The sequence below is a fragment of the Granulicella mallensis genome (assembly GCF_014203225.1).
Lineage (GTDB): Bacteria > Acidobacteriota > Terriglobia > Terriglobales > Acidobacteriaceae > Granulicella > Granulicella mallensis_A.
The window spans coordinates 299,390-324,770 of record NZ_JACHIO010000002.1; the positions used below are offsets into that span (position 1 = coordinate 299,390).

Annotated in this window: 12 protein-coding genes and 1 riboswitch; of the genes, 10 read left to right on the plus strand and 2 right to left on the minus strand. The window is 58.2% G+C overall.

The genetic code is table 11. The features are described 5' to 3' along the window. Positions 1-29 precede the first annotated feature (29 nt). Positions 30-139: riboswitch (SAM-I-IV-variant riboswitch) on the minus strand. 236 nt (positions 140-375) lie between these two features. Next, a complete protein-coding gene (locus HDF15_RS03045) occupies positions 376-828 on the plus strand; it encodes a RidA family protein (protein ID WP_184252781.1) in 453 nt (150 codons plus the stop codon). Between the two features lie 335 nt (positions 829-1,163). Here the strand turns inward: HDF15_RS03045 and HDF15_RS03050 are convergent, their stop codons facing one another. After that, positions 1,164-2,507 (minus strand): hypothetical protein, encoded by a 1,344-nt coding sequence (locus tag HDF15_RS03050; RefSeq protein ID WP_184252782.1) that lies wholly within the window; start codon positions 2,505-2,507, stop codon positions 1,164-1,166. A gap of 381 nt (positions 2,508-2,888) precedes the next feature. Between HDF15_RS03050 and HDF15_RS03055 the strand changes: the two genes are divergently transcribed. Together HDF15_RS03055 and HDF15_RS03060 are read left to right on the plus strand one after the other, a co-directional pair. Continuing rightward, positions 2,889-6,419 carry a TonB-dependent receptor gene (locus HDF15_RS03055; RefSeq protein ID WP_184252783.1) on the plus strand — a complete coding sequence of 1,177 codons (3,531 nt, stop codon included), beginning with the start codon at positions 2,889-2,891 and terminating at the stop codon, positions 6,417-6,419. A gap of 139 nt (positions 6,420-6,558) precedes the next feature. Beyond that, positions 6,559-7,905, plus strand: a complete 1,347-nt coding sequence (locus HDF15_RS03060) for an amidohydrolase family protein (RefSeq protein WP_184252784.1) — start codon at positions 6,559-6,561, stop codon at positions 7,903-7,905. A gap of 372 nt (positions 7,906-8,277) precedes the next feature. Here the strand turns inward: HDF15_RS03060 and HDF15_RS03065 are convergent, their stop codons facing one another. Further along, positions 8,278-9,636, minus strand: coding sequence for an MGH1-like glycoside hydrolase domain-containing protein (locus HDF15_RS03065; protein WP_184252785.1), 1,359 nt, complete (start codon positions 9,634-9,636; stop codon positions 8,278-8,280). 224 nt (positions 9,637-9,860) lie between these two features. On the opposite strand from HDF15_RS03065, the gene HDF15_RS03070 reads away from it, so the two are divergent. The 7 genes from HDF15_RS03070 (at position 9,861) to HDF15_RS03100 (ending at position 25,352) form a co-directional block, all read left to right on the plus strand. Further along, positions 9,861-13,574, plus strand: a complete 3,714-nt coding sequence (locus HDF15_RS03070; RefSeq protein ID WP_184252786.1) for a carboxypeptidase-like regulatory domain-containing protein — start codon at positions 9,861-9,863, stop codon at positions 13,572-13,574. A 100-nt stretch (positions 13,575-13,674) separates the two neighbouring features. After that, positions 13,675-15,060, plus strand: coding sequence for a glycoside hydrolase family 28 protein (locus tag HDF15_RS03075; protein WP_184252787.1), 1,386 nt, complete (start codon positions 13,675-13,677; stop codon positions 15,058-15,060). Between the two features lie 219 nt (positions 15,061-15,279). Continuing rightward, positions 15,280-16,689 carry an oligogalacturonate lyase family protein gene (locus HDF15_RS03080; RefSeq protein WP_184252788.1) on the plus strand — a complete coding sequence of 470 codons (1,410 nt, stop codon included), beginning with the start codon at positions 15,280-15,282 and terminating at the stop codon, positions 16,687-16,689. 46 nt (positions 16,690-16,735) lie between these two features. Continuing rightward, positions 16,736-20,209: a DUF4450 domain-containing protein gene (locus HDF15_RS03085; RefSeq protein ID WP_260330787.1), complete on the plus strand. Its 3,474-nt coding sequence runs from the start codon at positions 16,736-16,738 to the stop codon at positions 20,207-20,209. Positions 20,210-20,239: 30 nt separating this feature from the next. Then, the gene (locus HDF15_RS03090) at positions 20,240-21,643 is read left to right on the plus strand and encodes a glycoside hydrolase family 28 protein (RefSeq protein WP_184252790.1); all 1,404 of its coding nucleotides are present in this window, start codon (positions 20,240-20,242) and stop codon (positions 21,641-21,643) included. A 533-nt stretch (positions 21,644-22,176) separates the two neighbouring features. Beyond that, the gene (locus HDF15_RS03095) at positions 22,177-22,977 is read left to right on the plus strand and encodes a GAF domain-containing protein (RefSeq protein ID WP_184252791.1); all 801 of its coding nucleotides are present in this window, start codon (positions 22,177-22,179) and stop codon (positions 22,975-22,977) included. A gap of 134 nt (positions 22,978-23,111) precedes the next feature. Beyond that, the gene (locus tag HDF15_RS03100) at positions 23,112-25,352 is read left to right on the plus strand and encodes a glycosyl hydrolase (protein ID WP_184252792.1); all 2,241 of its coding nucleotides are present in this window, start codon (positions 23,112-23,114) and stop codon (positions 25,350-25,352) included. The last annotated feature ends 29 nt before the right edge of the window (positions 25,353-25,381 follow it).

Below are 25,381 nucleotides of genomic sequence, written 5' to 3' on the forward strand. Positions count from 1 at the left end.
CCTCTATGGCTCATAGGTGGACGCGATGAGATAAAAACCGGTGTTGCCAGATCGGCCATATCTTCCCTCCTGCAATGGGAGCTCCACCTTGCCCGGAAGCAGGTTGGCGTTGAGCTAGGCTCAACTCTTGATATTAACTATCAAGCTATCACAATGGTTATTGTGGATTCGCTCACTCCAGCCTTTGGCTTATCCTCGGTCCTTTGGCCTTTGCCTTTCTTGAGTGTCATACCCAAAGGCCGGGGCCCCCAGAGAGCGTTCTTTGCTCTCTGGGGTGGAAAGGGAATCTGCTGTTCCCTGGCGACGCTGCTGGTCTGAACGACTCGCATGATGAATAACGCGCCCTGAAATCTTGATACGCTAAAAAGAGAAACTATGAACTTCGCAGATCGCCTCACACAACTCGGCCTTGAACTACCCACCCCCATCAACCCTCTCGGATCTTACAAAACGGTTTCGATTTCAGGAAGCCAGCTCTACGTCTCTGGACTCGGACCGTTTGAAGACGGCAAGCCGATTGTAGGTGTGGTCGGTGGAGACATTTCACTGGAGAGAGCGCAAGAGGCAGCGCGCCTGACCATGCTGATGATTCTGTCCTGCGTCAATCAAGCACATGGCCTGGACAAGATCGATCGGTGCAGCCGATTGACTGTTTACGTCCGCGCCGATTCATCCTTCACCCAGCACCCCAAGGTAGCGAATGGCGCCAGCGATCTCCTGCTCACCTTGTTCGGGTCGGACAAGCTCCCCGCACGTAGCGCCCTCGGAGTCCACACCTTGCCGATGGGCATTCCAGTTGAGATCGACAGCATCTTTGAGTTGAAGTAGTCCTCTGGTGTCCTGGATCTTTTGATTGCAGCCGAAGAGTTTTTTGTTTTGAAGGGGCGGGGCTTCAGCCCCGCCGTTAGAAGCCTCTACGTACAGTGACTTTAGTCACGGAGGGAGTGATGCTGGGGCAAGCCTGCGCGCTGCCACATGCAAGAGTTCTTGCCTGCCACCGCCGAGAGTCTCCAAGGGACAGAGTTGCTGGCTAGATAGACATCGTTCCCCTCCGCGGCTGAAGCCGCTTTAGGTGTTGTCCCAACGGCGGGGCTGAAGCCCCGCCCCTTCAAAACAAAAATCCGGCTAAACCTCAAAACTTGAGGTCACACCACCCCGACGCTCTAATAAATACCATCCGCATATCTCTCAGCAATCACCCGAGACTCAGGAGCATTCGCTCCGATGCTACTCGTCTCAAGCAAGATCTCGAAGGGACGAATCGATCCATCCACACCTCGCGCCTTCTGCAGAATGGGATCCATCGCTTTCTCACTAAGAAAGAAATCGGAAGCTGCCTGCGTCCCCGCCATATTGAGTCCTTCCAGCAGAAGCGCATGTCCCTTTCCATCCAGGCTGGGGACAAACGCAACGATGGCATACGTCCGCTGCGGGTCTTCGGCGTGGCCGTTCTGATAGACCGCACTCTCCCCTGTCCCAGGGCGCCGATTCACAACAATCGAATCATCTACCTCTGAGCTGTACTGCAGCGCAAAGTTCAACTTCTTCTCGAAGAGCTCGACCCAGGGATTCGTATGGACCGATCCCAGAAGAATGACATTCGATTGCTTCAGGTCATCCATCCTGAGATCGCGAGCGTATCGAATCGCAAACAGCTCCTGGACCAGCTCCGGCACGTGAGACAAGCTCAACGCAATGTTCAGATCGGCCACACTGGTATATCGCTGGTTGCGAAGATCGTTCATGTTATTCGCATCCACATGATCCATGGCATCTTCATGGGAGAGATACGAGCCAGTAACATATTCGGAGAGCCGAACAGGGCGCCGGGTAAGGTTTTCAAGAATTCCAAGGCCGCTGTCGGCTGGGACAACGAGCGTCTGCCTGTCCTTGCGGAAGAGTTGCGTCAAGAGCTGATGCGAGAGCGTCGCAGGCCTTCGCTTGAAGAGGTGGATTCCCAAAAAGCCGGTGACCAGGGCTACTCCCACGACAGCAAACACTACTCCGAGCAGGAGCCCTCGCGAACCTCTCCTCTCCGGCTTGCTCGGATTCCCTGCCTTCTCTTGAACCTGCTCCTTTATCTCAACTTCTTCTTTGGGAGCTTGCGTCGGTTGCACAGGCATTCCATCGCCAGATGCCTGCGCACTCTCGTGAAAGATGGGGACATAGCGGCCTACAGGAATGCTGATCCGGATTGGCTCATTCTTTCCATCCGTCTCGAAGTACTGGTCCAGCCGCTTGCGCAATACGCGAGCATAGTTGCGAACAACATTGTCGACACCCGGGTTGTAGTCCACTGGCCGGCCAAAGGCCTGAATCCCGATCTGGTACTCGGTGATCTCATCGGCGCGCCCACTGAGCTCGCGGTCGCACACATACAGAAGAAAGTTAGTAAGAAAGGGGGACTTGGCAAAGTTCTTATTCGCCACAAGCCGCTGTGCAAGAAGCCAGCGTGCATCTTTCGATAGTCCAGGGTTCGACGGTTTGTAGGAACTGCGATCCTTCATAGGCCCGTTCCGCCCGGATTACTCGCAGTGAACAACTGCGGTATGCGAGTACTACCAAGAAAATCGATTAAACCGGGGCTTCCCCCGAAGATAAGAGCCTTTCATCAATAGAATGTGAACGTTAAGCAGTCCTATCCACAATCTCTCAACGGTGGAATATCACAGGGTAGGCTTGATTTTTCCAGCATGAAATTACAGTGAACACACCGTTCCTACTGTATGAATCAAGCTGTTATTCCCAGCAAAACAGAGGTCTTCCACCAGCAGGATTTGCAATCTTCTTCTCCTACCCCGGGGTACCACCTATGCGCTGGCCGTCCCTTACCTCACCATCATCCTGATCACCCCTACATTCAACGAAAGATCAGGAGAATCTCAACCATGTTCCGTTTTTCCCTGCCTCGTTCCGCCAGTCCGACAACGCGACTCGCCGCGCGTCGTTCCCGATTTTTCGGCCGTTCCTCGTTGCTCCTCGCCATTCTCTTTCTGCTCGCCGCAGGTCAGGCTATGGCACAGTTCGATTCCGCCAGTGTGCTCGGAACCCTTAGAGACCGCAGCGGCGCCTTCCTCCCCAAGAGCACGGTAGTGCTGACGAATATAGCTACCCGCACTCAGCAGACCGCCGTCACCAACGGCCAGGGCGACTACGAGTTCGCCTCCGTCCAGCCGGGCGACTATAACCTGACCGCCGAACTCACAGGCTTCAAGACCGCGCACGTCGACCACATCACCGTAGCGGTGGCGGCACGCCAGCGCGTCGATGTCACGATGGATGTAGGCGGAGCCAGCGAGAGCGTCACCGTAACCGGCGCCGAGAGCATGCTCGAGACAGATACCAGCGATCGCGGCGAGGTCATCGGCCAGCGCGAGATCGTCAACCTTCCGCTCAACGGCCGCTCCTACGCCGATCTCGCGCTACTGGTGCCGGGCGTCAGAAAATCTGTACTGGAAAACCAGACACTTTCAAGCCGCGATTCCTCCTTCAACGTCAACGGACAGCGCAGCGAACAGAACAACTTCATCCTCGACGGTCTGGATAACAACCTCTACGGAACCGACAACCAGGGCTTCTCGAACCAGACCATCCAACCCTCGCCAGACGCACTCAGCGAGTTCAAGGTGATGACTGATAACTACAGCGCCGAGTACGGTCGTGTAACCGGAGCCGTCGTCAACGCGACAACCCGCAGCGGAACCAGCCACTTCCATGGCGCTGCATGGGAGTATCTCCGCAACACCTCGTTAAATGCCATCGGCCCCTTTCTGCCGCCGGTCAACGCACTGACCGGAAACACCCAGAAGCCGACCTATCAGCAGAACCAGTTCGGCGGAACCTTCGGCGGCCCAATCAAGACCCCCTTCCTGCGCAACAAGCAGTTCTTCTTCCTCGATTACGAAGGAGAGCGGCGAGTCACACGAAGCCTGGCCACCGCGACGATTCCGGACGCAAACCAGCGGCTCGGACGCTTCCCCACCCCTGTGATGAACCCCTATACCGGACAGATCTACCAGGTGGATCCGGTCACAAAATTCGCCCAGGTGCCCACCTCATTGATCAATCCGCTGGCAACGCTGGTCCTGGCGGCTCTTCCTGCCACCAATGTTCCGGGCGCCTCCAACAACTATGTCTCTCTGCCGCGCGGCTCGCTCAACGACAACAAGGGAGATGCCCGTTACGATGGCTACTTCACCCCGAAGCTCAACGCGTTCTTTCGCTTCAGCCAGCGCAACGTCGATATCTTCGATCCTCCCAATATCCCCGGCCCCGACGGCGGAAACTCCAACAGCATCGTTACGATCTTCGACCAGCAGGAAGCCTTCGGCATCACCTACACCGTGAGCAATAACTCCCTGCTCGACGCTCGCGTCGGCATCAGCAAGGTCAACGGAAGCAAGGTGCCGCCCAACATCGGCCAACCCAGCTTCCTCGCCGAAGCCGGCATTCCCAACATCCCTACCGATCCACGCGTCGTTGGCCCGCTGAACTCACAGGCCGTAAACAACTTCAGCAGCTTTGGCCGCCAGACGACAAGCCCGAACGTACAGAACCCCTTCGTCATCAACCCCAAGGTCAACTACTCCATGTTGCGCGCCGCGCACAGCTTGAAGTTCGGCTATGAGTATCAGCACATCTCCGTTGCCGACGATGACTTCCATCCGAAGTACGGCAACGACACCTACTCCGGAGCCTTCAGCACGCCTCCCATGGGAACGCCCACACCTGCCGGGCTCAGCAGTACGGTGACCAACGAAGCCATCGCCCTGACGGACTTCGTCTTCGGCGCGCGCAGCCACTACGAGTTGAATAACACTCACCTCGTCAGCATCCAGCAGCGTCTGCACCAGTGGTACGGACAAGACGATCTGCGTCTGAACCACAAGCTGACGGTCAACGTCGGTCTTCGCTATGAACTCGGAACGCCGGAGTGGGAGGCCAACAACCAGCTCGCCAACTTCGATCCCGCCACATCCCCCTCGACAGGCAAGCTGATCACCGCATCCCCCGGCTCAATCTACAACCGTGCGCTGGTCAACATGCAGAAGAACAACTTCGCACCCCGCGTCGGCTTCTCGTTCCAGGCACAACCTACCACGGTGGTTCGCGCAGGTTACGGCATCAGCTATACCCACTTCGTTCGTGAAGGCGGAGAGAACCTGCTGGTCTATAACGCTCCCTTCACCTTCGACGCGCAGGTAAACCAGATCGCTCCCCTGGCCGCCAACGGACAGCCGCTCTGCACCAGCCTCTCGCAGAATCCCGCCTCCTGCTTCCGCACCACGATGCAGGGTTATGCCAACGGCTTCACCGATCCCTCCAACTTCAATCCTCTGCTGGCCCAGCCGCACTACGAGCCCGCGAACGATCCCAACGGCTACGCCGAAAGCTGGCATGTGACCGTACAGCAGCAGCTCACCAGGAACACCCTGCTCGATATCGCTTACGTTGGAGTATCAGGAAAGCACCTGCCGACCCTGGCGGACTACAACGAAGCGAATCCGCAAGCCCCTACCTGCCAATCAGCCAACACAGCCACTTGCTTGACAGTACAGAAACGTCGCCCCATCCAGAGCTTTGCCGGAATCGAAATCGCCTTCGGAGCGGGTGACAGCATCTATCACGCGCTTCAGGTCAAGCTGGAGCACCGATACTCGTACGGCCTCTACCTGCTCAACTCATTTACCTGGTCGCACGCCATCGACAACGCCTCCGGCACCCTCGAGAACAACAATGGCGACACCAACTTCCTGACCTACAAGGACCCGAACTACGACCGCGGCCGCTCCGGCTACGATCAGCCGATCAACGACACCACCTCGCTCGTCTACGATCTGCCGTACGGACGCGGAAAGCGCTTCGGAGGCAATGCAAATCACATCGTCCGGGGTGTTCTGGGAGACTGGCAGTTTACCGCGATCAACACGGCAACCAGCGGTCTTCCGATCAACATCACCTACTCTGCCGGTGGCTACAAGCTGGGCAACCTCGCGTCCGATGCCTTCGCCCTTACGGCAGGCGCGGCGTCGTCGGGCACACTCTATGCTCAACGCCCCAACACCATCGGCAACCCCGTGAACCCTTCCTCAAAGTGGGTAAAGACATCCTCTGCCCTCAATGGATATCTCAATCCCAGCACCGTGGTTTTGCCGACAGATCCAAGCCAGCCTCTCGGCAACACCGGCAGAAACTCTGCACGGGCACCCGGCTTCTCGCAGCTCGATCTAGGACTGCACAAAGCCTTCAATCTGTGGAGAGACAATACGAAACTTGATTTCCGCGCGGAAGCGTTCAACGCGCTGAACCAGGTGAACTACCAGGCTCCGGATGACACCAGAACAGATGGTGGCTACGGTTCGATCACTTCCGCCTATCCTGCACGGCAGCTCCAATTCGCCGTCAAGATCCTCTACTAACCTGTTTTCATCTCCAAGCAGGCTTATTTACACCATACGACCTCGACAAGATTCCCTTGTCGAGGTCGTATGGCTTCCATCTCACGAACAATAAGTACTTTTGCGGAACCGAACATAGATTCGCCGCGTATGACACAGGATGCGAAGCCTCCTGCTTCTTGCCCTTTCTGCGTTCTCGCTCCTTCCCTTATCTGCACAGAGCCGAATCGCCATTGAAAATGTCACGCTCATCGATGGAACTGACCATGCACCCAGGCACGGCACTACTGTTGTCGTGGAAGGGGCGACAATCATCGCAATTACCAGTAGTCACAAGCGTCAACCCCAGGGAACGAAGATCATTGACGGTACCGGGAAATTCCTGATCCCGGGGCTCTGGAACAACGACCTGCATGGACCGGCCTTCGATCAGGCAAAGGCACCTCTTTTATCCCTGGTCTCCTACGGGATCACTACCGTACGCGATATGGGCGCGCCGCTGGATGATATTGTGCGGCTTCGCACCGCAACGGCCTCCGGAGCGCTCATCGGTCCACGTCTCTTCATTGCAGGTCCTCTATTGGAGGGACCTGTTTCTATCCAAATGTCACTCATCGTCGCTCTGTTCGATGAGAAGCAGGCACGCGATGAGGTCCGAACTTTAAAACAACGCGGAGTCGATTATGTTGAAGTCGACACGAGCCTGACTCCGGAGCTGTATGGGGCTATTGCAGACGAGGCGAGGACTCAGGGGCTTCCGCTCGTTGGCCACATCCCTGCAGAGATCTCCGCCGGAAGCATCGTGCAGGCGAATCAGAAGAACGTCGAACACTTAGGTGGAAGATTTCTCAACGTTCTCATCTCCTGCTCCAGCGACGAGGAATCTTTCAATATGGAAACAAAGAGAACCTATAACGAACTCTTAACCGCGATGAAAGAAAAACGTCAGGCCAGCGAACCACAATTTAAAGCCGAATTTGACGATAGACTTCTCTCCACTTTTAGTGAGGATAAAGCTCAGCGCCTCTATCGTCTCTACGCGGCTCATGGCATCGCACAAACCCCAACACTGTATGTCCTGAACACCCTGTGGGCAAGCAACAAAGATGGGGACAAGTTGAACGATCGTGATCTGGAGTCTGGAAAGAGAATCTTCGCAAAGGACCTGGAGGTAGTCGGAGAAATGAAGAAAGCTGGCGTCCCCATTCTTGCCGGAACAGACGGACCGTATCCCCAGGGAGGAGAAGCTCTGCATCGTGAACTGGAACTTCTCGTGCAGGCTGGGTTGACGCCTCTTCAGGCCCTTCAGTCGGCAACACGGGATGCCGCACAGTTCATGGGCGTATCGAAGAGCATGGGCACCATTGAACATGGAAAGATCGCAGACCTTGTGCTTCTCGACGCGAATCCTCTGGAGAACATCGCCAACACTCGCCACATCAACGCCGTTTTTCTACGGGGTACGCTCTTCACGGGAGATGAACTTTCGTCCATGAGGAGTCACTGAAATCCAGTTGCGGTGACTCCTCGTCATTCTGATTATCATGCTAGTGGCCATCCATAGCGCGAAGCGCATTCCCTGATGCTTCAGCATCAGGGAGACGGAGGGAGCCGTAGCCTTTAGGCTACGGAATTAGAGGCTTAGCAAAGATGTGGCCTTTAGGCCCGGGCCTTCTTTCGGCTGCGAACAAAAGGCCCGGGGCTAAAGCCCAATTCTTGCTTAGCCCTTGATTCCGTAGCCTAAAGGCTACGGCTCCCTCCGTACCGCGACGCTAAAGCGTCACGGTTTGCGCTTCGCGCTATTCGGAACGGCCCACTTTTAAATGGATTAAAGACGCTAGATCTAACCGCCAATTTCAAGCCACATCTAGGTCTGGAATCACTTTTCTTGATGTCCTGACGACTTCGACAACCGCGTGATGAAGTCGAGATAGACAAGCGCCGCCGGTGAATAGCCGCTGGGATCGACGCGTGTGAACTCTCCTGTCAGCGGGTCCATCTGCTGCCGGAACTCCGTATGCCGGCTGATGGCCTCGCACCACTGGTACATCATGTGGGCCTGCTCCTTCGCCTTGCCGTAGTGCGTCATCCAGCGCGGCGCACGAAGCGCCGTCAACGCCTGCGATGCTCCACCCCAGCTATTGCGCGGGATCGGCCGCACAAAAGCCGAATCGTCCTGCGCGATCGACGTCAGCGGAAACGGCGCCCAGAACGCCTTGGGATTATGAATCTGACGCGTCCATATGGCTTCGAAGATCGCCTTGTCCTTGCGATCGGAGAGCTTCAGCACATGCTCTCCGAGTACTCGGCTGATGACGTCCGAACGCACTCGAACAAACTTGCCCTGTGCATCCAGATCGTAGAAGGCCGCATCCTGCGGATCGTAGAGCTTATCGAGGATGAGCCGCCGAATCGTCTCCGCATCCTCCTGCCAGCGAGCTGCCTCGTCCTTCTTGCCAAGGGCCGTGGCCATCGCCGCAAGCGCCACACGGCCTCCATAAGCCGTAGCGGAAAGATCCGGGCAGAGACGCGGCAGTGTATCGACGCTGTGGTCGTAGAGATGAGCGTCAGCCCTCGGGCACTGCTTCGGAGTCCCCGTCCAGCGCGGGCTGTTGTCGTGCCCCGTGTCGTAGACGCAGAATCCTTCGACCAGCCCTGTCTTTCGCGTATCTCGAAATTGCCGCAGCCAGGCATCCCAACGCGAGCAAGCCTTGTACGCAGTCTGAAGAAACTCTTCGTCCTTCGTCATCTGTGACAGTTCCCACGCCGTCGCGGCGATAGGGACAACCATCTGGATCTGCCCATAGCCCGTCGCGCTCATCTTCACACAGGCCGGAAGCTGCCCATCTTCTTTCTGCAGCGTGAAGAAGGCCATGTGGTTGTTACGCGCGACCTGAAGCGGCGTCACCTGCCCTGGCTTCGTGTCGATGTACCGGCTCAGACTGCGGTACACCAGGCCCTCCTGCGGCGCGCACTCTTGCCACACCCCGGGATAGACACTGCCCTCCAGCAGAACAGGCTGATCGTAACGCGGAACGATCTTGATGTTCTCCGCCAGCATGGCCAGCGCCGCATCCCACGTACGCTGCCAGCGCGCATCGGCATCCGGAAACTTCGGAGGAGGCATAGAGCCTGAAGTACCTTGCCCAAACGAAGCCCGTAACGGAAGCGCAAATGCTGAAACTGCGGCAGCAGCACGGGCAAGAAAAGTCCTGCGGCTGGAATAAGTCGAGATCATTTTTTTACACACCTCCGGCATTGCCGATCCATCCCTGCTCGTTAACTGCCTCTCCAGACAACGTCCGAACAGCCTTAGATCTTCCGCGCAAAGCGTATCAGTTTCGCAAATATATTTCACTCATAAAATAACTTTCCTATTGACAAATGTTTTGGAACGCTCCTAACATCTGCCTCGTCCTCAAAAGCTGCAACGGATTCACCCCATCTCTGCCGAGGTTTAGCATGCACGCATCTAACCGCTCTCGCCGCCGTCTCTCCTGCAACGTTCTCGCGTTGCTCTTTCTGCTTTCGGCGTTGGTCTACGCCCCCTTCGCGCAGGGACAGATCGGCGGCCAGGGAGCCATCTCCGGTACCGTCACGGATCAGTCAGGCGCAGCGATTCCAGGAGCTACCGTCAGCGCAACCAACATCGGAACGAACTCGGTCACCACCCGCACTACTTCAAGTGCCGGCTACTACGTGCTTTCACCGATCGCGCCGGGCGAGTACACCATCACGACGTCAGCCCAGGGATTCAGCCCACTCACGCAGGAGCATCTCGTCGTCGATGCACTGCAGACCGTTGGGTACAGCCCAAAGCTCACGATAGGTTCCGTCACCGAGAAGATCACCGTCGACACCGCACCGCCGGCTCTCGAAACCGAGAACGCAACACTAGGCACGACGATGGAGCAGAAGGAATACACCAACCTGCCCTTGATCATGAATGGTTCGCCACGCAATCCCACCTCATTCGTAGGCTTGATGCCGGGCGTAAATGGTGGTGTCGGACGTTCGGGGGAATTCAACGGCAGCGGTTCTGCAGGTTATCTCGACGAAGTCTATGTCGACGGCATCCCACTGACGGCTCCCGTACAGCAGGGAGACAATCGCTCCGTAGCGTACACCGTTTCGCCCGAAGCCGTAGAGCAGTTTCAGGTGCAGACCAGCGGCTCCCCTGTTGAGTTTGAAGGCGCCGGTATTCAAAACTACGTGATCAAATCCGGCACGAATCAGTATCATGGCAATCTCTTCGGCTACGTCCGCAATACGATCTTTGACACCTGGGGATTCTCGGCAGCAGTCACCAACATCAACAGCATCACCAAGCTGCCGGTGAAACCAGTGGAGCACCAACTGGAGGTAGGCGGCAGCCTTGGCGGCCCGATCATCAAAGACAAGTTGTTCGCCTTTGGCACCTATGACAACTTCAAATACACAAGCACACCCAATCCCACGCAGTTGACCGTTCCCACCATGCTCGCCAGAAACGGCGACTTCACGGAATATCCGTACCCCGTCTACGACCCCACAACGACAGCCGCCTGCACCGCGGCAACCGGCACCCCTTGCCGCTATCAATTCATGGGCTTGAAGAATGGTGTACCGACGCCCAACGTGATCGATCCAAGCCGCATCTCTCCTATCTCGAAGGCGCTGGCAGCGGCGCTCCCAACTCCGACCAATTCCGCGCTGGTAAATAACTATTTCTCGGCGATCAAAACAGGAACGACCTACTGGAAGAGCGCCGAACGAGTCGATTACGATCTCAGCAGCAAACAGCGCCTCTCGGGAATTCTGCTCGTTGGAAACTACGCAACCGTCGGCCCGGACTATACGTCAAAGCTGCCCTTGCCCTACGGCACCGCGGAGTACGTCTCGCAGTTCTCCATCACAGGAGATGTGGAACACAGTTACACGATCACTCCACACCTGGTAAATCAACTGAAGTACGCGTTCAACCGGCTTGCGGCTCCCGACGTAAATGCCACCCTCGGCACCCCGAACACCGCGCAGAATGCAGGCCTGACCGGACTCCCTGCAGGCGAAGCAACGGACACTTTTCCAGCGGTCAACTTTTCAGGGGGCGTCGATAATCCGACGAGCTGGCACGCGATCTCCGGGTCGGTTTCGAACAACGAAGTGGTCAATACGTACATCTTGATCGACAACATGCAGTATCTCCACGGCAAGCATTCCATGACCTTTGGCGGCCAGATCCAGTGGCTCCAGGACAACTACAAATATCCCAATAACAGCAACAGCTTCCCGATGACCTATGGCTTCAACAGCACCGAGACCGCGAACTTTTATCCCGCCGGGAACAAGTCTGCTGGAACACTCAATACAGCGGCAACGGGCGTAGCTTATGCGGGCTTCCTGCTCGGCGCAGTAGATTCTTCGAGTCTGCAGATTACCTCTCTGCCGGAGACTGGCGCTCGCTATAAGACCTACGCACCGTACTTTCAGGACGACTACAAAGCGCTGAAAAATCTGACGATCAATCTCGGTATCCGCTGGGATCTCTGGACGCCCTTCAAAGAAGTTCGCAATCGTTCTGCCTACTTCGACCCAACCGAAACGAACCCTCTCACAGGTACCGCCGGCGCGCTGAAGTACTACGGCAACGGGCCCAACAGTTGTAACTGCTCTTCTCCTATCCAGATGTGGTGGAAGAATGTCGCGCCACGCATCGGCTTCGCTTACGCCGTTACGCCCAAGACTGTCATCCGCGGGGCTTATGGCATCTCGTATGCACGCGATGCCGCTGAGGGTGGCCACAACTCCGGCGCCCGCACCGGGCCCAGCCAGCAAGGATTCGCGGGAACCACATCACTCGCCGGTACATCCCTCGGAGAAGCTGCTTTCTCCTGGGATTCGGACACCAGCAGAATTGGTCCCACAGTCTTTGGCGCAGGCGCCTTTCCTGGTTCCGTGCCGGTACTGCCGGACACCGATCCCACCCAACTCAGCGGCAACTCCAGCGCGCAGTTGACCTCGGCAGGAGCTGTCGTTCAAGGCTCAACCATTGGTTACGGCGATCCATACCTCGGCCGTCGTGTTCCCTACTTCCAGAACATAAACTTTGGCGTCCAACGCGCTGTCACCAATACGACAACGCTTAGCGTCAACTACGTGGGCAGCCTTGGACACTTCGTTCCGGGTGCTCCTCGCGGTTACTGGACCGACAAATTGGATCCCAAATATCTTCTCGGTGGACTTGGCCCCCTGCTCAACCTGCCCGCCAATCCGGCGAATGTGGCAGCAGCTCAAAAGATCCTCCCAGGCTTCCATCTACCCTACTCAACGTTCGCGGGCAGCGCGGCCACCATTGCGCAGGCTCTCGTTCCCTTTCCTCAATACTCAGCAATCTCAGATGTATGGGCCGATGCGGCGAACACGGCCTATCACTCGTTGCAGCTAACGCTGAACCAGAAGACATGGAACGGCGTAACCTTCACGCTGAACTACACCTATGCTCTGGCCACAGGCGATGCGGACGACTCTCGCAGCGGTTATGACATTCCCGCCGGTGTGGTCTCGGGCCTCACCACAACCGCCAAGCAGAACAGTCTCGACAACAGCTGGCAGAGCAATGCGAACAAACAACAACTCACTCTCTATGGAGTCTGGGAGCTGCCCTTCGGCAAAGACCGCAGGTTCCGTGGCGGTAACTTCATCACCAGGCCCCTCATCAATGACTGGCAGTTCTCTTCCACTTATCAGTACAGCTCTGGTGGGCCGGTTTCAGTGACGGCCAGCAAATGCGTACTCGTTGGACAAGGCACCTGCTATCCCGACCTGAACCCGAACTTCACCGGTCCTATCCGGATGAATGGCAGCGTTGGCAAAGGATATGTCGCGGGTGGAGTCTCACCGGTTTATATCAATGCCGCGGCCTTTCAAGACCCAGCGCCCTACATGATCGGAAACGCTCCGAACCGCGCCCCCCACAACCTCTGGTCTCCCGGGTCGTACACTTTGAATGCCAGCTTGCGGAAATCATTTCCTATTGTGAATCGCTACAAGTTCACATTCCAGGCTGACTGCTTTGACGTACCGAATAATGTTGCCTTCGGATACGCATCCACCAACATCGACTCTGCGAACTTTGGGCAGTCGAACAACGGAAGCGGCAATCGTGACTGGCAGTTTGCAGGCCGCTTCGAGTTCTAGCTTGCTAATGAACGTACGTGGGATGAACCGATGGATCGCAGAATCATTCTGAAGTCCATCGGTTCATCCTTATCCTCCTCCTCTTGCCCCCGGAGATGAAATGAATTTAGTTCGGCCCTCCTTCCTGCGCATCGCTCTATGCCTGTTGCTGATCGCTCCCCTCTTCGAGGCAGGAGCCTTTGCCGCTCCTGCGACAAAGATCTTCAAAGTATCTGACTTCGGAGCCAAGGGCGATGGCACGACTCTCGACTCCCCCGCGATCCAGCGCGCCATCGATGCCGCAGCCCACTCCGGAGGCACCGTCATCGTGCCGACGGGCACTTATCTCTGTGGATCGATCTTCGTAAAGAGCGGTGTAACCCTCCAGATCGAAAAAGACGCCACCATTCGCGGCTCGCAGAAGATTACCGACTATCCGCTGATGCCGACGCGTGTCGCCGGCATTGAGATGAGCTGGCCCGCCGCACTGGTCAACGTGTACGAGCAAAAAAACGCCGCGATCACCGGGGGCGGAACCATCGACGGAGACGGCAAGATCTTCTGGGACAGCTATCGCACCCTGCGCAGTGACTACGATCCCAAGGGCCTGCGCTGGGCCGCGGACTACGATGCGAAACGTCCGCGCCTCGTCCAGATCTTCAACTCCGACCACATCAAGTTGAGCAGTCTGATGCTCAAACGGTCAGGCTTCTGGACCGTGCATATCTGCTACTCGCACGACATTGAAGTCGATGGAGTGACCATCCGCAACAACGAAGACGGCAAAGGGCCGAGCACCGATGGCATCGACATCGACTCCTCCAAAAAGATTCTGGTGCAGCACGCCGATATCTCCGTCAACGATGACGCGCTCTGCCTTAAAGCTGGCCGCGACTCCGACGGATTGCGCGTCAACCGCCCCACCGAAGATGTCGTGCTGAAAGACTCGATCGTCCGTGCCGGGGCCGCCGGAGTGACTTTCGGCAGCGAGACCTCGGGAGGCTTTCGCAACGTCGAAGCCTACGGCATCACGGTCCTCAAGCCTGTGCCGGTGGGAATCCTCTTCAAGTCGGCACATACGCGTGGCGGCTGGGCAGAGGACATCCGCATTCACGATATGGACCTGAAGGATGTCGCTGTGGCCATCCGCGTCATCATGAACTGGAATCCCGCCTATAGCTACGCCACGATCCCACCGGAGATCAAAGACTATCCCAGCTACTGGAAGGTCCTGGGCACTCCTGTGCCGGAAGACAAAGGCATCGCTCACTTCCACGACGTCCACATCTGGAACATCGCGGGCACGGCAAAGACAGCCTTCGAGGTAGACGGCCATCCAAAGGCTCCACTGGAACGCTTCAAGCTCGATCACCTGGCGCTGCAAACCCAGACGGCCGGACATATCGCCTATGCCGCCAACTGGAGCTTTTCAGACATCGCTCTCACCACAGCCGATGGCAGCAAAGTAACTGTCACCGACAGCCACGACGTAACAGGTCTCAACTAATTTGCTTCTGCCTTTGTTGTTGTTTCTGAGATGGGACCGGACTTTAGATGTTGCTGAAGCGGTCTCGTTTCGTTAAGGGCACGCTTCAGCCGTGCCGTAAAACTTACGTCGCAACGCGGCTTTAGCCGCTGAGGGAACGCGCTTCAGCGCGCCACGATCTGTTTCAGCGAAGAACGCCGCTCACAGCCTCGCTCTTCACTCACCCAAGGAGAACATCCGATGAAGTCTCTCTTCCACTCCCTAACCATCGGCGGACTCGTCTTATCGCCGCTCCTCTCCCTCGCGCAATCCCCACCACGTTCCTGGGTAGACAAAGACACCGGCCACCGCATCTGGCGGCTAAGCGACGAACCAAACTCCGGCGGCTTCTACTTCAACGTCAACGCCTATACGCCTGACTCCAAACAGATGATCTACACCGCTCCCGACGGCGTCCACGTCCTCGACCTCAGCACCCGCAAGACCCGCCTGCTGCTACCCAATCCTGCCGGTGAATCAAGAGCGGCCGGAACTCCCCACCCGGTTGTCGTGGGACATAAAACAAACAGTCTCTTCTATACCGTCTCCAGTCCCGACAAAAGCATCACCACGGTCTACAAGATCGACACCAACACCGGCACCATCCGCAAGCTCACCGACCTGCCGCCGCATACCAGCATCTCCACAGTCAACGCCGACGAGACACTCGCCGCAGGCACCTACATCGAGGGCGATGCCACCGGCAAAGAGTACGGCTCAAACGCTCCTCCCAAGTCAGGAAAAACAGACACTCCTGCGGCTCAGGGACCGCACTATCAACCCACCAACAAAGGCGAGATGATGCGGCTTCGTCTCGCCGCACGTCTTCCCCTTGTTCTCTTCACCGTTCGACTGGAGCCCGGCCCCAACGGCGAAAAGCCGGGCACCATGAAGACGCTCCTGCACTCGACCGACTGGGTCAACCACCTTTTGTTCTCGCCCACCGATCCTGAACTCCTGATGTACTGCCACGAAGGTGCCTGGGAGAAGGTCGACCGCATCTGGATGATCCACACCGACGGCACCCAGAACACGCTCATCCACAAGCGCACCATGCTGATGGAGATCGCCGGCCACGAGTTCTGGGGCCTCGATGGCGAGACCATCTGGTACGACTGGCAGTATCCCCGCGGCGAGGTCTTTTATCTCGCCGGCTACAACCTCAAGACGCACGAACGCACGGCCTACAACATGCCGCGCAACGACTGGTCCATTCACTTCAACCTGACCAAAGACCTCGATCTCTTCACCGGCGATGGCGGCGATCCCGGTCACGTAGCCAAGGCTCCCGATGACGAATGGATCGAGCTCTTCCACCCGGAACTACTCAAGATAAGTGATGGCGCGCTGTCTGGACCGGACTTCTTTCATCCCGGCGTCTTCCACTCCGAACATCTCGTCAACATGGCTCACCATAACTATCGTGAAGAACCGAATGTGCGCTTCTCTCCCGATAAATCGCTCGTCATCTTCACCAGCAATCTCTTCGGCCCCAGCTACGTCTTCGGCGTAGAGGTGCAGAAGGCCGTCAATCCTCCGGCAGCGGACATTCAATCGACGACGGAGCTCGGACGGAAGTTCAAACCCGAAGCTCCTCCCAGCGGAAAGTAAGGCCTGAAAACCAATGCACGAAGGGTTCTGGACGCGACGTAGATTTTTGGCAACAGCGACGGCTGCCGGCGCTTCGTCGTCTCTCGTTCCCGCATGGCGGCAAGCACTGGGCCAAACAGTCTTGCCGCCGCCGCGATCGCAGGCAAGCTCGCCTGAGATCACCTCCGGCAGCGTCATTCCCCTGCTTGAATCGAACGTGGCGTGTCCCCTGCGGTACAGCATTATGGATGGCGCCTTCACTATCCATAACGGAACAGAGTTTTTCAATCGGCCACTCTATGGACCGAACATTCCCTTTCGCGTCGACGGTGGAGACCTGCCTGAGTTCTCCCTCTACCTGCCCGGCCACGGCGGCAACCTGAGGCTTGGAATCACAACCTCGGAAGGTGCAAACCGCTGGCTGTTTCAGGCCTCATCCGTAACCATGCGATATGTAGCGGGACGCCTGCTCTATGAAGTGCGTGATCCGCTACTTGGCCATGAAGCAGTGCTGCACGTTGAAGCACTCACCATCGGCGCAGGTCTTTGGGTAGAAGTCTCCGGCGAACATCTCATTCCCGGCATAGTGCTCACCTGGGCCTTCGCCGGAGTCAGCGGCCGCAAGGGAAAACGCAACGGCGATATCGGCTGCGAGGTAGAACCTGTCAGCCGCTTCTTTCAAGTCAGACCGGAAGAGTGCCGCGACAACAGCTGGTCGGTACACAACACCGAAGCCGAAGTAGTCGCACGCAAGATCCGCATCCAACTTCAGGCACCCGAAGCCTCGGAGATGCGTATCGGCGATGGCACGCTCTGGAACCACGGCTGGAGCGCCCTCTGGGCCAGCGGTGCCGAAAAGACGAAACCCGAGTTCCCTCTTGTGGCTGGGCGCGTAGCACTCGATGGAAGAGCCATCCGACTGCGCCTCAACGTTCTCGAAGGCGCAACCCAACCCAGCCTCCCCTCGCAGTCTCCGGACGATTTCGCACACCGGCGAGCGGACCTGGCTCGCACGGCAGGAGCCGTAGCATGGAGCACACCGGACCCATGGCTCGATGGAATGGCCGGCGCATTGAACATCGCTGCGGACGCCATCTGGGATGAGGCTCTTGGCTGCGTGATGCACGGAGCCGTCGCGTGGCGAATGCCGCTCGCCGGATGGCGCGGCCCTTACGCGCTTGACGTGACAGGACGCCACGACCGGATGCAGCGCCATCTTCGCCGCTGGATCGCCCGGCAAAATGTATCGGCCATCACGAACGGATCAGGTGGCCTTCCGACACCGCAAGGCTTTGCCGGCATCGCACCGGCAACAGGCGCGCCCGATGCAGGCTCAGCCGGAACAAGAACAGAGAGTCTATTGCACTCCAACGGCGACCTCTCGCACAACCACTACGACATGAACCTCGTCTTCTTCGACGCCCTGCTCCGCCATCTTCGCTGGACGGGCGACGCAGCCTTCGCTCGCGAGACGTGGCCTGCCCTGGTGCGTCATGCGGCATGGGAAAGACGACTCTTCCGCCGCAACTTCGGCTCTGCGAAAGATCCTTTGCCGCTCTACGAGGCCTATGCCGCAATCTGGGCCAGCGACAATCTGCAGTACAACGGTGGCGGCGCAACCCACTCCTCCGCCTACAACGTCTTTCTCAATCTCGGCATGGCTTCTATCGCCGAGATGGTCGGCGAAGATCCCGCAGCCTATCGCGCCGAGGCACATGCAATCTCAACAGCAATGCGCAGGCTCTTGTGGATGCCCGAACGCGGAGCCTTCGCCGAAAGCAAGGACTGGCTGGGCGAACAGACCCTCAGCGAAAGCCCCGCAATGTGGACGCTGTATCACGCCATCGACAGCGAGATTACGACTCCGAAAGAAGCCTGGCAGATGGCCGCCGAACGCCTCCGCGCCGTGCGCAAAGTCCCCGTCACAGGCCCGGACGTTCCCGAAGGCGGTTGGCAGATCGCGTGCTCCGACTGGATGCCCTACGAGTGGTCGCTGACCCTGCTCGCGCTCGGTGAAAACCTGCACACCGCACTCGCTCTCTTTCAAGCCGGCATGTCCGAGCAAGGCTACGGCCTGCTTCGCGGCTGTCTGATTGACGCTGGTTATAGAGGGCTCTGTCCCGGCAACTTCCCGATGTCTCTGCAGCTCGATCCTCATCGGCAGGAGTCCCAGCGAGACTTCGGAGATCCCATCGGCTGCGCCTCGCGAACCATCGTCGAAGGCCTGTGGGGCATCCTTCCCGATCTATCGTCGAGCAGGTTGAAGCTTCGTCCACAACTTCCCCCAGAGTGGAATCATGCCAGCCTCCACCATCCCGAACTCGATCTCACCTACACACACGAGGACCTGGCAGAAGTCTGGATCATCACGTCGCGATTCTCAAAGCCAGTAACGTTGATGCTCCATCTACAAGCTCGCACGATGGAGCTACCCATCGTGCGTGTAAATGGGCATCCTGCAACAGCCGTGTTCGACAGCGACTCCGTAGGCTCTCCACAACTCATGCTCGGCCCTCTCGATGCAGCGAAGAGTTGGAAGGTCGAATTGAAGTGGCACGGAAAACTTCCTCTCTCCGTACCAGCGCATCCGATCGTCTGCAAACTCGGGGAAACACTCTCCTGGCCAAACGAAATCCCATATGCAGAAATAGACGATCTCCAAAGCTGCCTCCGCAACGGCAAAGCCCATCGCCTCGGAGGACATACCCTTTTCACCCGAGTTGAACACGGGACCTGCCGGTACTGGCTTCCTCTGGAGATCAACGTGCTGGGTGATCTATCCCTCAGCCATAGCATGGCTCCAAAAGCCGGAGAGCATTTCGAGACAGTAGACCTGCAGAACATTCTGCACGGCCAGGTGCGAGATATCTTCAAGCGCGGATACACAGCACCAAAGTCTGGGCTCTGCTCACTGAATCTCCCAGAGGAACTCCTCGGAGGATGGGCCAACTTCGACAAGAAGGCCAGCCTCAACGACGCAGGGCTCCGCGCCGCCGCAGGTAAGCTGCCCATCCTAAATGGCCTCGTCTTCTCAACCCCACAGAACGCCAGCTCCCCCAACTGCTGCTTCCTCTCCCAATGGCGAGGCGATCAGAGCACCGCAAGCGTAAAACTTACAGGGCGAGCGAAAGCCATCTATCTGCTGTTCGCCTGCACGACCTTTCCGCAAGCGACCCGCTCAAGGCATGGCAGTTTACAGGTCCACTATACGGACGGCGGTCCAGCCACCGAACTGGTTCTAAGCTCTCCCGAAAACTGGTGGCCGGTGGAACAGGACTTTCTCGTCGACGACTACATCTTCCGCCTCGAACCCATGGGCGCATCGGAGCAACCGCTCCCCCTACGCGTAGACCTGCAGACAGGAGCCGTGCGCGAGCTAGACCGCACAGCCCTCAAAGGCCACGGCAAGACCATCGAGGGCGGCTCCGCGAACGTCTTGCGGATCGAACTGGACGAACATCGCGACCTCTCAGAACTGGGACTCAAGTGCGAACTCTTCGGCGTTGTACTCGGCCTCCTGGCCATCACACTCGCCAGGTAATCCTTCGCACACAATTTGAAAGAGGAAAACATGACCCACGAAGGACAGCAAGGCATCGGTCGGCGCAGCTTCCTGAAAAGCGCAGTGCAAGCAAGTCTGGCTGCATCGCTCAGTGCGAGAGCCATTCCACTCGCAGCGGAAAAGCCCGCCAAACCTGCCGCACCACCCTCCCTGCAACTCAACGTTCGAGACTTCGGAGCCACCGGCGACGGCTCGGCACTGGAAACAGCCAGCCTCCAGCAGGCTCTCGACCGCTGTAACGTCCTGGGCGGAGGCGAGGTGCTCATCCCCGCAGGCCGCTATCTCACCGGAGGCCTCAGCCTGCGAAGCCGTGTCACCTTGCGCCTCGACAAAGATGCCACACTACTAGGCTCCCCCGATCTCGCCCACTATCAGGTCGCGCAGGTCCGCTGGGAGGGCAAATGGATTCCCGGCTACACCGCCCTGGTGCACGCCCTCGACGCGCACAGCATCGCCATCGTCGGCGAAGGAAAGATCGAAGGCAACGAGGCTGTCGCGGGTAGGCCAACGAAGGACAACCCACTGCGGCGTCCCGCGCTGCTCGAGTTCATCAACTGCGATGGCGTGCACCTGGAGGGCATCTCCACCAGCTACGCACACATGTGGTCCATCCACCCCACCTGCTGCGACAACCTCGTCTTCCGCAATCTCACCATTCGCAGCACAAAGACCAATGGAGACGGCATCGACATCGACTCCTGCCGTCACGTCCTGATCGATTCCTGCGACATCGCCTCCGGCGACGATTGCATCTCGCTGAAGTCGGGCCGTGGTGAAGAAGCCTACACGATGAACCGCCCCACCGAGGACGTCCGCATCACCAACTGCACCCTGGAAGGCCGCGGGTTCGCCTGCCTGGGCATCGGCACCGAATCCTCCGCCGGAATCCGGGACGTCGTGATCGAACACTGCCACGTCACCAGCGTGTACAAGTACGCGATCTACATCAAGAGCCGCATCGGCCGCGGCGCATTCATCGAGAACCTCACGGTCCGCGATATGGACGCCGCCAGGATGCGCATGGGCTTCCTGCGCATCGACCAGACCAATGCCGGAATTCAGGACGCCGATCCTGTTCCGGGCCTGGAAGGCCTGCCGCTCTTCCGCAACTTCCGCTTCGAAAACATCCGCGTTCAGGACGCTCCGGTGCTTGTCGAAGCAGTGAACACCGACTCCGGCAAGATGCTCGATGGGTTAGTGCTCCAGGGCATCTCCGGAACCTGCACCAAAGGAATCTCGATCGCGAACGCCCGCAACGTCGCCATCAAGAACGTCTCTGTGACCGGTTACACCGGACCACTGCTGAGTCTCGCCAACGTAACGGGTCACGGGCTCGAAGGAGCAACGCAGATTCCCGCTCCCGCCAAACACCCTCTAGTTGAAGTGCCACCGTCGCCCTACAAACTTCACTAGGGCATGCCATCAAACTGCACTTGGAAGATGCTCGAACTGTGCAGTTAGTTTATTGAGGCACAAATCGGAAGGGCACGGTTTCAACCGTGCCACAAAAGCAGCATTTAAAGGCTCTTTCCACTCTGCCGAAGGCCGAAGTGAAGGCCGAAGGGCGCAACGACTGAATTGCCTTCTTTCGTGCAGCCCAAGCTGCACAAGGACCACCGGGGACACTTTTGAGGATGCGGCCACTCGTTTTGCCACAATCAACGAAAGCAATTCAGTCGCTCCGGCTACGCCTCCGCTTCAGCCTTCGGCAGAGTGGAAAGAAGCTTTGACCCAGCCTTTTCGGCCCGGTTGAAACCGGGCCTTTCCGATTCGTGGCTCATCAAAACTACGCATAGCTCAACTTTCGATCCAAGAATAGTTTGATAACACGCCCTGGAACCCGCCGCATCCCTGCAATCACCAGGAGGGCCACCGATAAAGTATTCTGAAAATTCCGCCAGGGAGCGAGTAAGGTAAAGAAATCCCGCACGTCTCGAAAGGTCGATATGGATACAGCTGCTGATACCGGCCTGGAAGTAATCAACGCCCAGAGTGATGCGGCCTTTGCAGCCAGGCGCGTACACGTCCGTGACGTCGCCATCCAGATGGAGGGAATGCAGCGCATCGCCCACGCCTTCGTCGAAAACCCCGACACCATCCTGCTGGAGCTGGCCAACGCCGCCGTCGAGCTCTGCGGTGCGGACAGCGCGGGCATCAGCATCGAAAAAGAAGACCGGACCGAACATGATTTCTACCACTGGGTCGCAACCGCCGGTCAATATACCGAGTTTTTGGGTGCCATGCTCCCGCGTTATCCCAGCGCCTGCGGTATCTGTCTCGAACGCGGACAGCCGCAACTCTTTCGCGTGGACCAGCGCTTCTTCGACATCATGGGAATCAAAGAGGCCCCTCTCGTAACCGACGGTATCCTGCTTCCCTGGGTCGCAGGTGAGACGCGTGGAACGATCTTCATCATGGCCCACGGCCGGACCGAAGCCTTCGATCAGGACGACTGCCGCATGATGCAGATGCTCGCCGACTTCGCCGCTATGGGCGTCCGGCAGCAGCAACAGCAGAAGTTGTTGCTCGAGCAAGCAAGCGCCGCCGCCGCTGCCGCCATGGCCAACGATCTGGCGCACAAGATCAACAATCCCCTGCAGAGCCTGACCAACATCCTGTACCTGGCCGCGGAAGGCCATACGAATGCGGACGCGCAGACCGTAGGCCGCCAGACCTCCGACGATCTGAAGAAGCTATCGACGCTGGTCAACGAGCTGCTGGCTCTGCCCTATCGAAAGCTCGCATAACCACCTGGCTATATAACCCCCTCCACACACTCTCTGAAGCCGTCATGCTTCATATGGGAAATAATTTCCACTTCTCTCCTGTATCATGGACGCGATTCCATCGACCCTCGGAATCAAGATTCGGAGAAAGTCCTGTGATCCCTGCGTGGGTACAAATCAAGCGAATCAGCGTCCTCACATCCCTGTTGTCGGTCGCCGGCCTCATCAACGCGCAGACCTCGGCACCCCGCCCCTGGCAGACGCTGAACACACCAACCATCGATCAGGTGCAGTCCCTCTGGATTACCCCGCCGCCCGAGTACGGCCCCGAACCCTACTATGGTCTCAACGGCCCCGTCACCCTGGAGACCGTGCAGCGCGACCTCGACACAATGCGCAGCCTCGGCTTCCGCGCGGTCACCGTGCAGGACGGCTACGGCGCCGACCGCCCCTATCTTTCGCCGGAGTACTTCCGCTTCTTCCGCCAGTTCGTCATCGAAGCGAAGAAGCGCAACATGCGCGTCTGGATCGTAGATGACGCAGGCTACCCAAGCGGTTTCGCCGGTGGCAAGTTCACCGCTGAACATCCCGAGCTGCGCATGCAGGCGCTCATCACCAGCAGTCCAACGCAGGTCGCCAGCGGCGGAACCTTCGATCAGGCTGTCGAACCCAACACCGTGGCCGTAACCGCAATCCAATCACCCAGCGGCGAGACCGTACAGATCCCCATCGAGAACGGCCATGCGCATTGGACCGCACCCGACGGCAAGTGGACCGTTTACATCGTCGAGCACGCCTTCCGCACCTCGCCCACGCGTTCGGACACCAACCCCAAGCGAGTCAAAGACACCTCACAATCTCTCGAAGATTACCTCGACCCCACCGCCACCGCACAGTACCTCGCCTACACCCATGAAGGCTACAAGAAGGCCGTAGGAGACGAGTTCGGCAAGACCATCCTGGGATTCCGCGGCGATGAACCCGACTACTCCATCAACGGCCTGCCCTGGACGCCGCAATTCTTCGCCCGCTTTCAGGCAGCCAAAGGCTACGACATCCGTCCCTTCCTCGCAGTGTTTCTGCAAGGCAAGAACGTGGAACTAACCCCACGCCAGCTCCGTGCCCGCGCCGACTACTACGACATCTTCGCCAACCTCTTTCGCGATGGCTTCTTCAAGCCTCAGGCCGACTGGTGCGCAGCCAACGGGCTCGAGTACCAGGTGCACCTGAATCACGAAGAGATGCAGATTCAACTCGCGCACAGCGAAGGCGACTTCTTTCGCGACATGCGCTACGTGCAGGTACCCGGCATCGACGCGATCTGGCACCAGATCTGGACCGACACTATCTCCGACTATCCCCGTCTTGCGTCCTCGGCGGCCCATGTCTACGGACACCCGCGCGCCTTCACCGAAAGCTTTGCGGCCTATCGCCCGTTGCCCGACATTACGCTGGCACGCTACATCCTGAACGAGCAGTTCGTGCGCGGCGTGAACCAGGTGGAGACCATGTACTTCCCCGCCACCAGCACTCCCGGCCGCGGCGGCCCGATGGAGTTCATGCGCGACCCCGGCTACCCGGCGCTCATGCAGTACACCAGCCGTCTGAGCTACCTGATGAGCAGCGGCCACCCCGCCGCCGACGTCGCCCTGTTGCTCCCCGCCGAATCCCTATGGATGGGCGATGCCAAAGCCGACGATACCTTCGTCTCCACCGAGCGCGTGCTCTCCGAACACCAGATCGACTTCGATATCGTGGATGAAGATGCGATCGGCTCCCTCCTGAAGACCGAACCCGGCGCCTTCCTCAGCCTCAGCGGCAATCGCTACCGAACCGTTCTGGTGCCGCACGCCGCATTGCTCCCGGCCACGGTCGTCGATCGCCTGAGGCACTTCGCCGCTACCGGCGGACACGTAGTGTTCCTTGGCGCAGCCCCCGGTTTTATCGGCGGGCAGAATGATCTGGAAGCCCACGCCGCTCATCCTGAAGACTTCGCCTGGGCCACCCTCGTCGACGCCGAGCTTCCCCCAACACCCACCCCTCCGGCCCAACCACCCACGTCGCCACCGGCCCCACTCATTGTGCCACCGGCACTCCTTTCAGCTCTCCAGAAAGCACTTCCACCCAGCACACTGTCGCTCGCCAACGCCGACCCCGCGCTACGCTTCACGCACCGCACGTTGAAGAACGCCACCCTATTCCTGCTCTTCAACGAATCGAACCAGCCCCTGAACGACCAACTCCTCCTCCGAGGACGCGGCACCCGGGTAGAAGTATGGGACCCGCAATCCGGAACGATTATTCCGATCAAAGAAGCCCACTCAACCGGCCGCAACCAGCGAGCCCTTCCCCTGTCGCTCGCTCCCTATGCCACCGAAGTACTCGTGCTCCGCTAACCAGAATCCCGAGTTCTTAGCTCGTTGAA

Excerpts from the sequence above, each read along its gene's own strand:
- HDF15_RS03055 (WP_184252783.1), top strand. The coding sequence starts at position 2,889 with ATGTTCCGTTTTTCCCTGCCTCGTTCCGCCAGTCCGACAACGCGACTC.
- HDF15_RS03095 (WP_184252791.1), top strand. The coding sequence starts at position 22,177 with ATGGATACAGCTGCTGATACCGGCCTGGAAGTAATCAACGCCCAGAGT.
- HDF15_RS03045 (WP_184252781.1), top strand. The coding sequence starts at position 376 with ATGAACTTCGCAGATCGCCTCACACAACTCGGCCTTGAACTACCCACC.
- HDF15_RS03090 (WP_184252790.1), top strand. The coding sequence starts at position 20,240 with ATGACCCACGAAGGACAGCAAGGCATCGGTCGGCGCAGCTTCCTGAAA.
- HDF15_RS03065 (WP_184252785.1), bottom strand. The coding sequence starts at position 9,636 with ATGATCTCGACTTATTCCAGCCGCAGGACTTTTCTTGCCCGTGCTGCT.
- HDF15_RS03075 (WP_184252787.1), top strand. The coding sequence starts at position 13,675 with ATGAATTTAGTTCGGCCCTCCTTCCTGCGCATCGCTCTATGCCTGTTG.
- HDF15_RS03060 (WP_184252784.1), top strand. The coding sequence starts at position 6,559 with ATGCGAAGCCTCCTGCTTCTTGCCCTTTCTGCGTTCTCGCTCCTTCCC.
- HDF15_RS03050 (WP_184252782.1), bottom strand. The coding sequence starts at position 2,507 with ATGAAGGATCGCAGTTCCTACAAACCGTCGAACCCTGGACTATCGAAA.
- HDF15_RS03070 (WP_184252786.1), top strand. The coding sequence starts at position 9,861 with ATGCACGCATCTAACCGCTCTCGCCGCCGTCTCTCCTGCAACGTTCTC.
- HDF15_RS03080 (WP_184252788.1), top strand. The coding sequence starts at position 15,280 with ATGAAGTCTCTCTTCCACTCCCTAACCATCGGCGGACTCGTCTTATCG.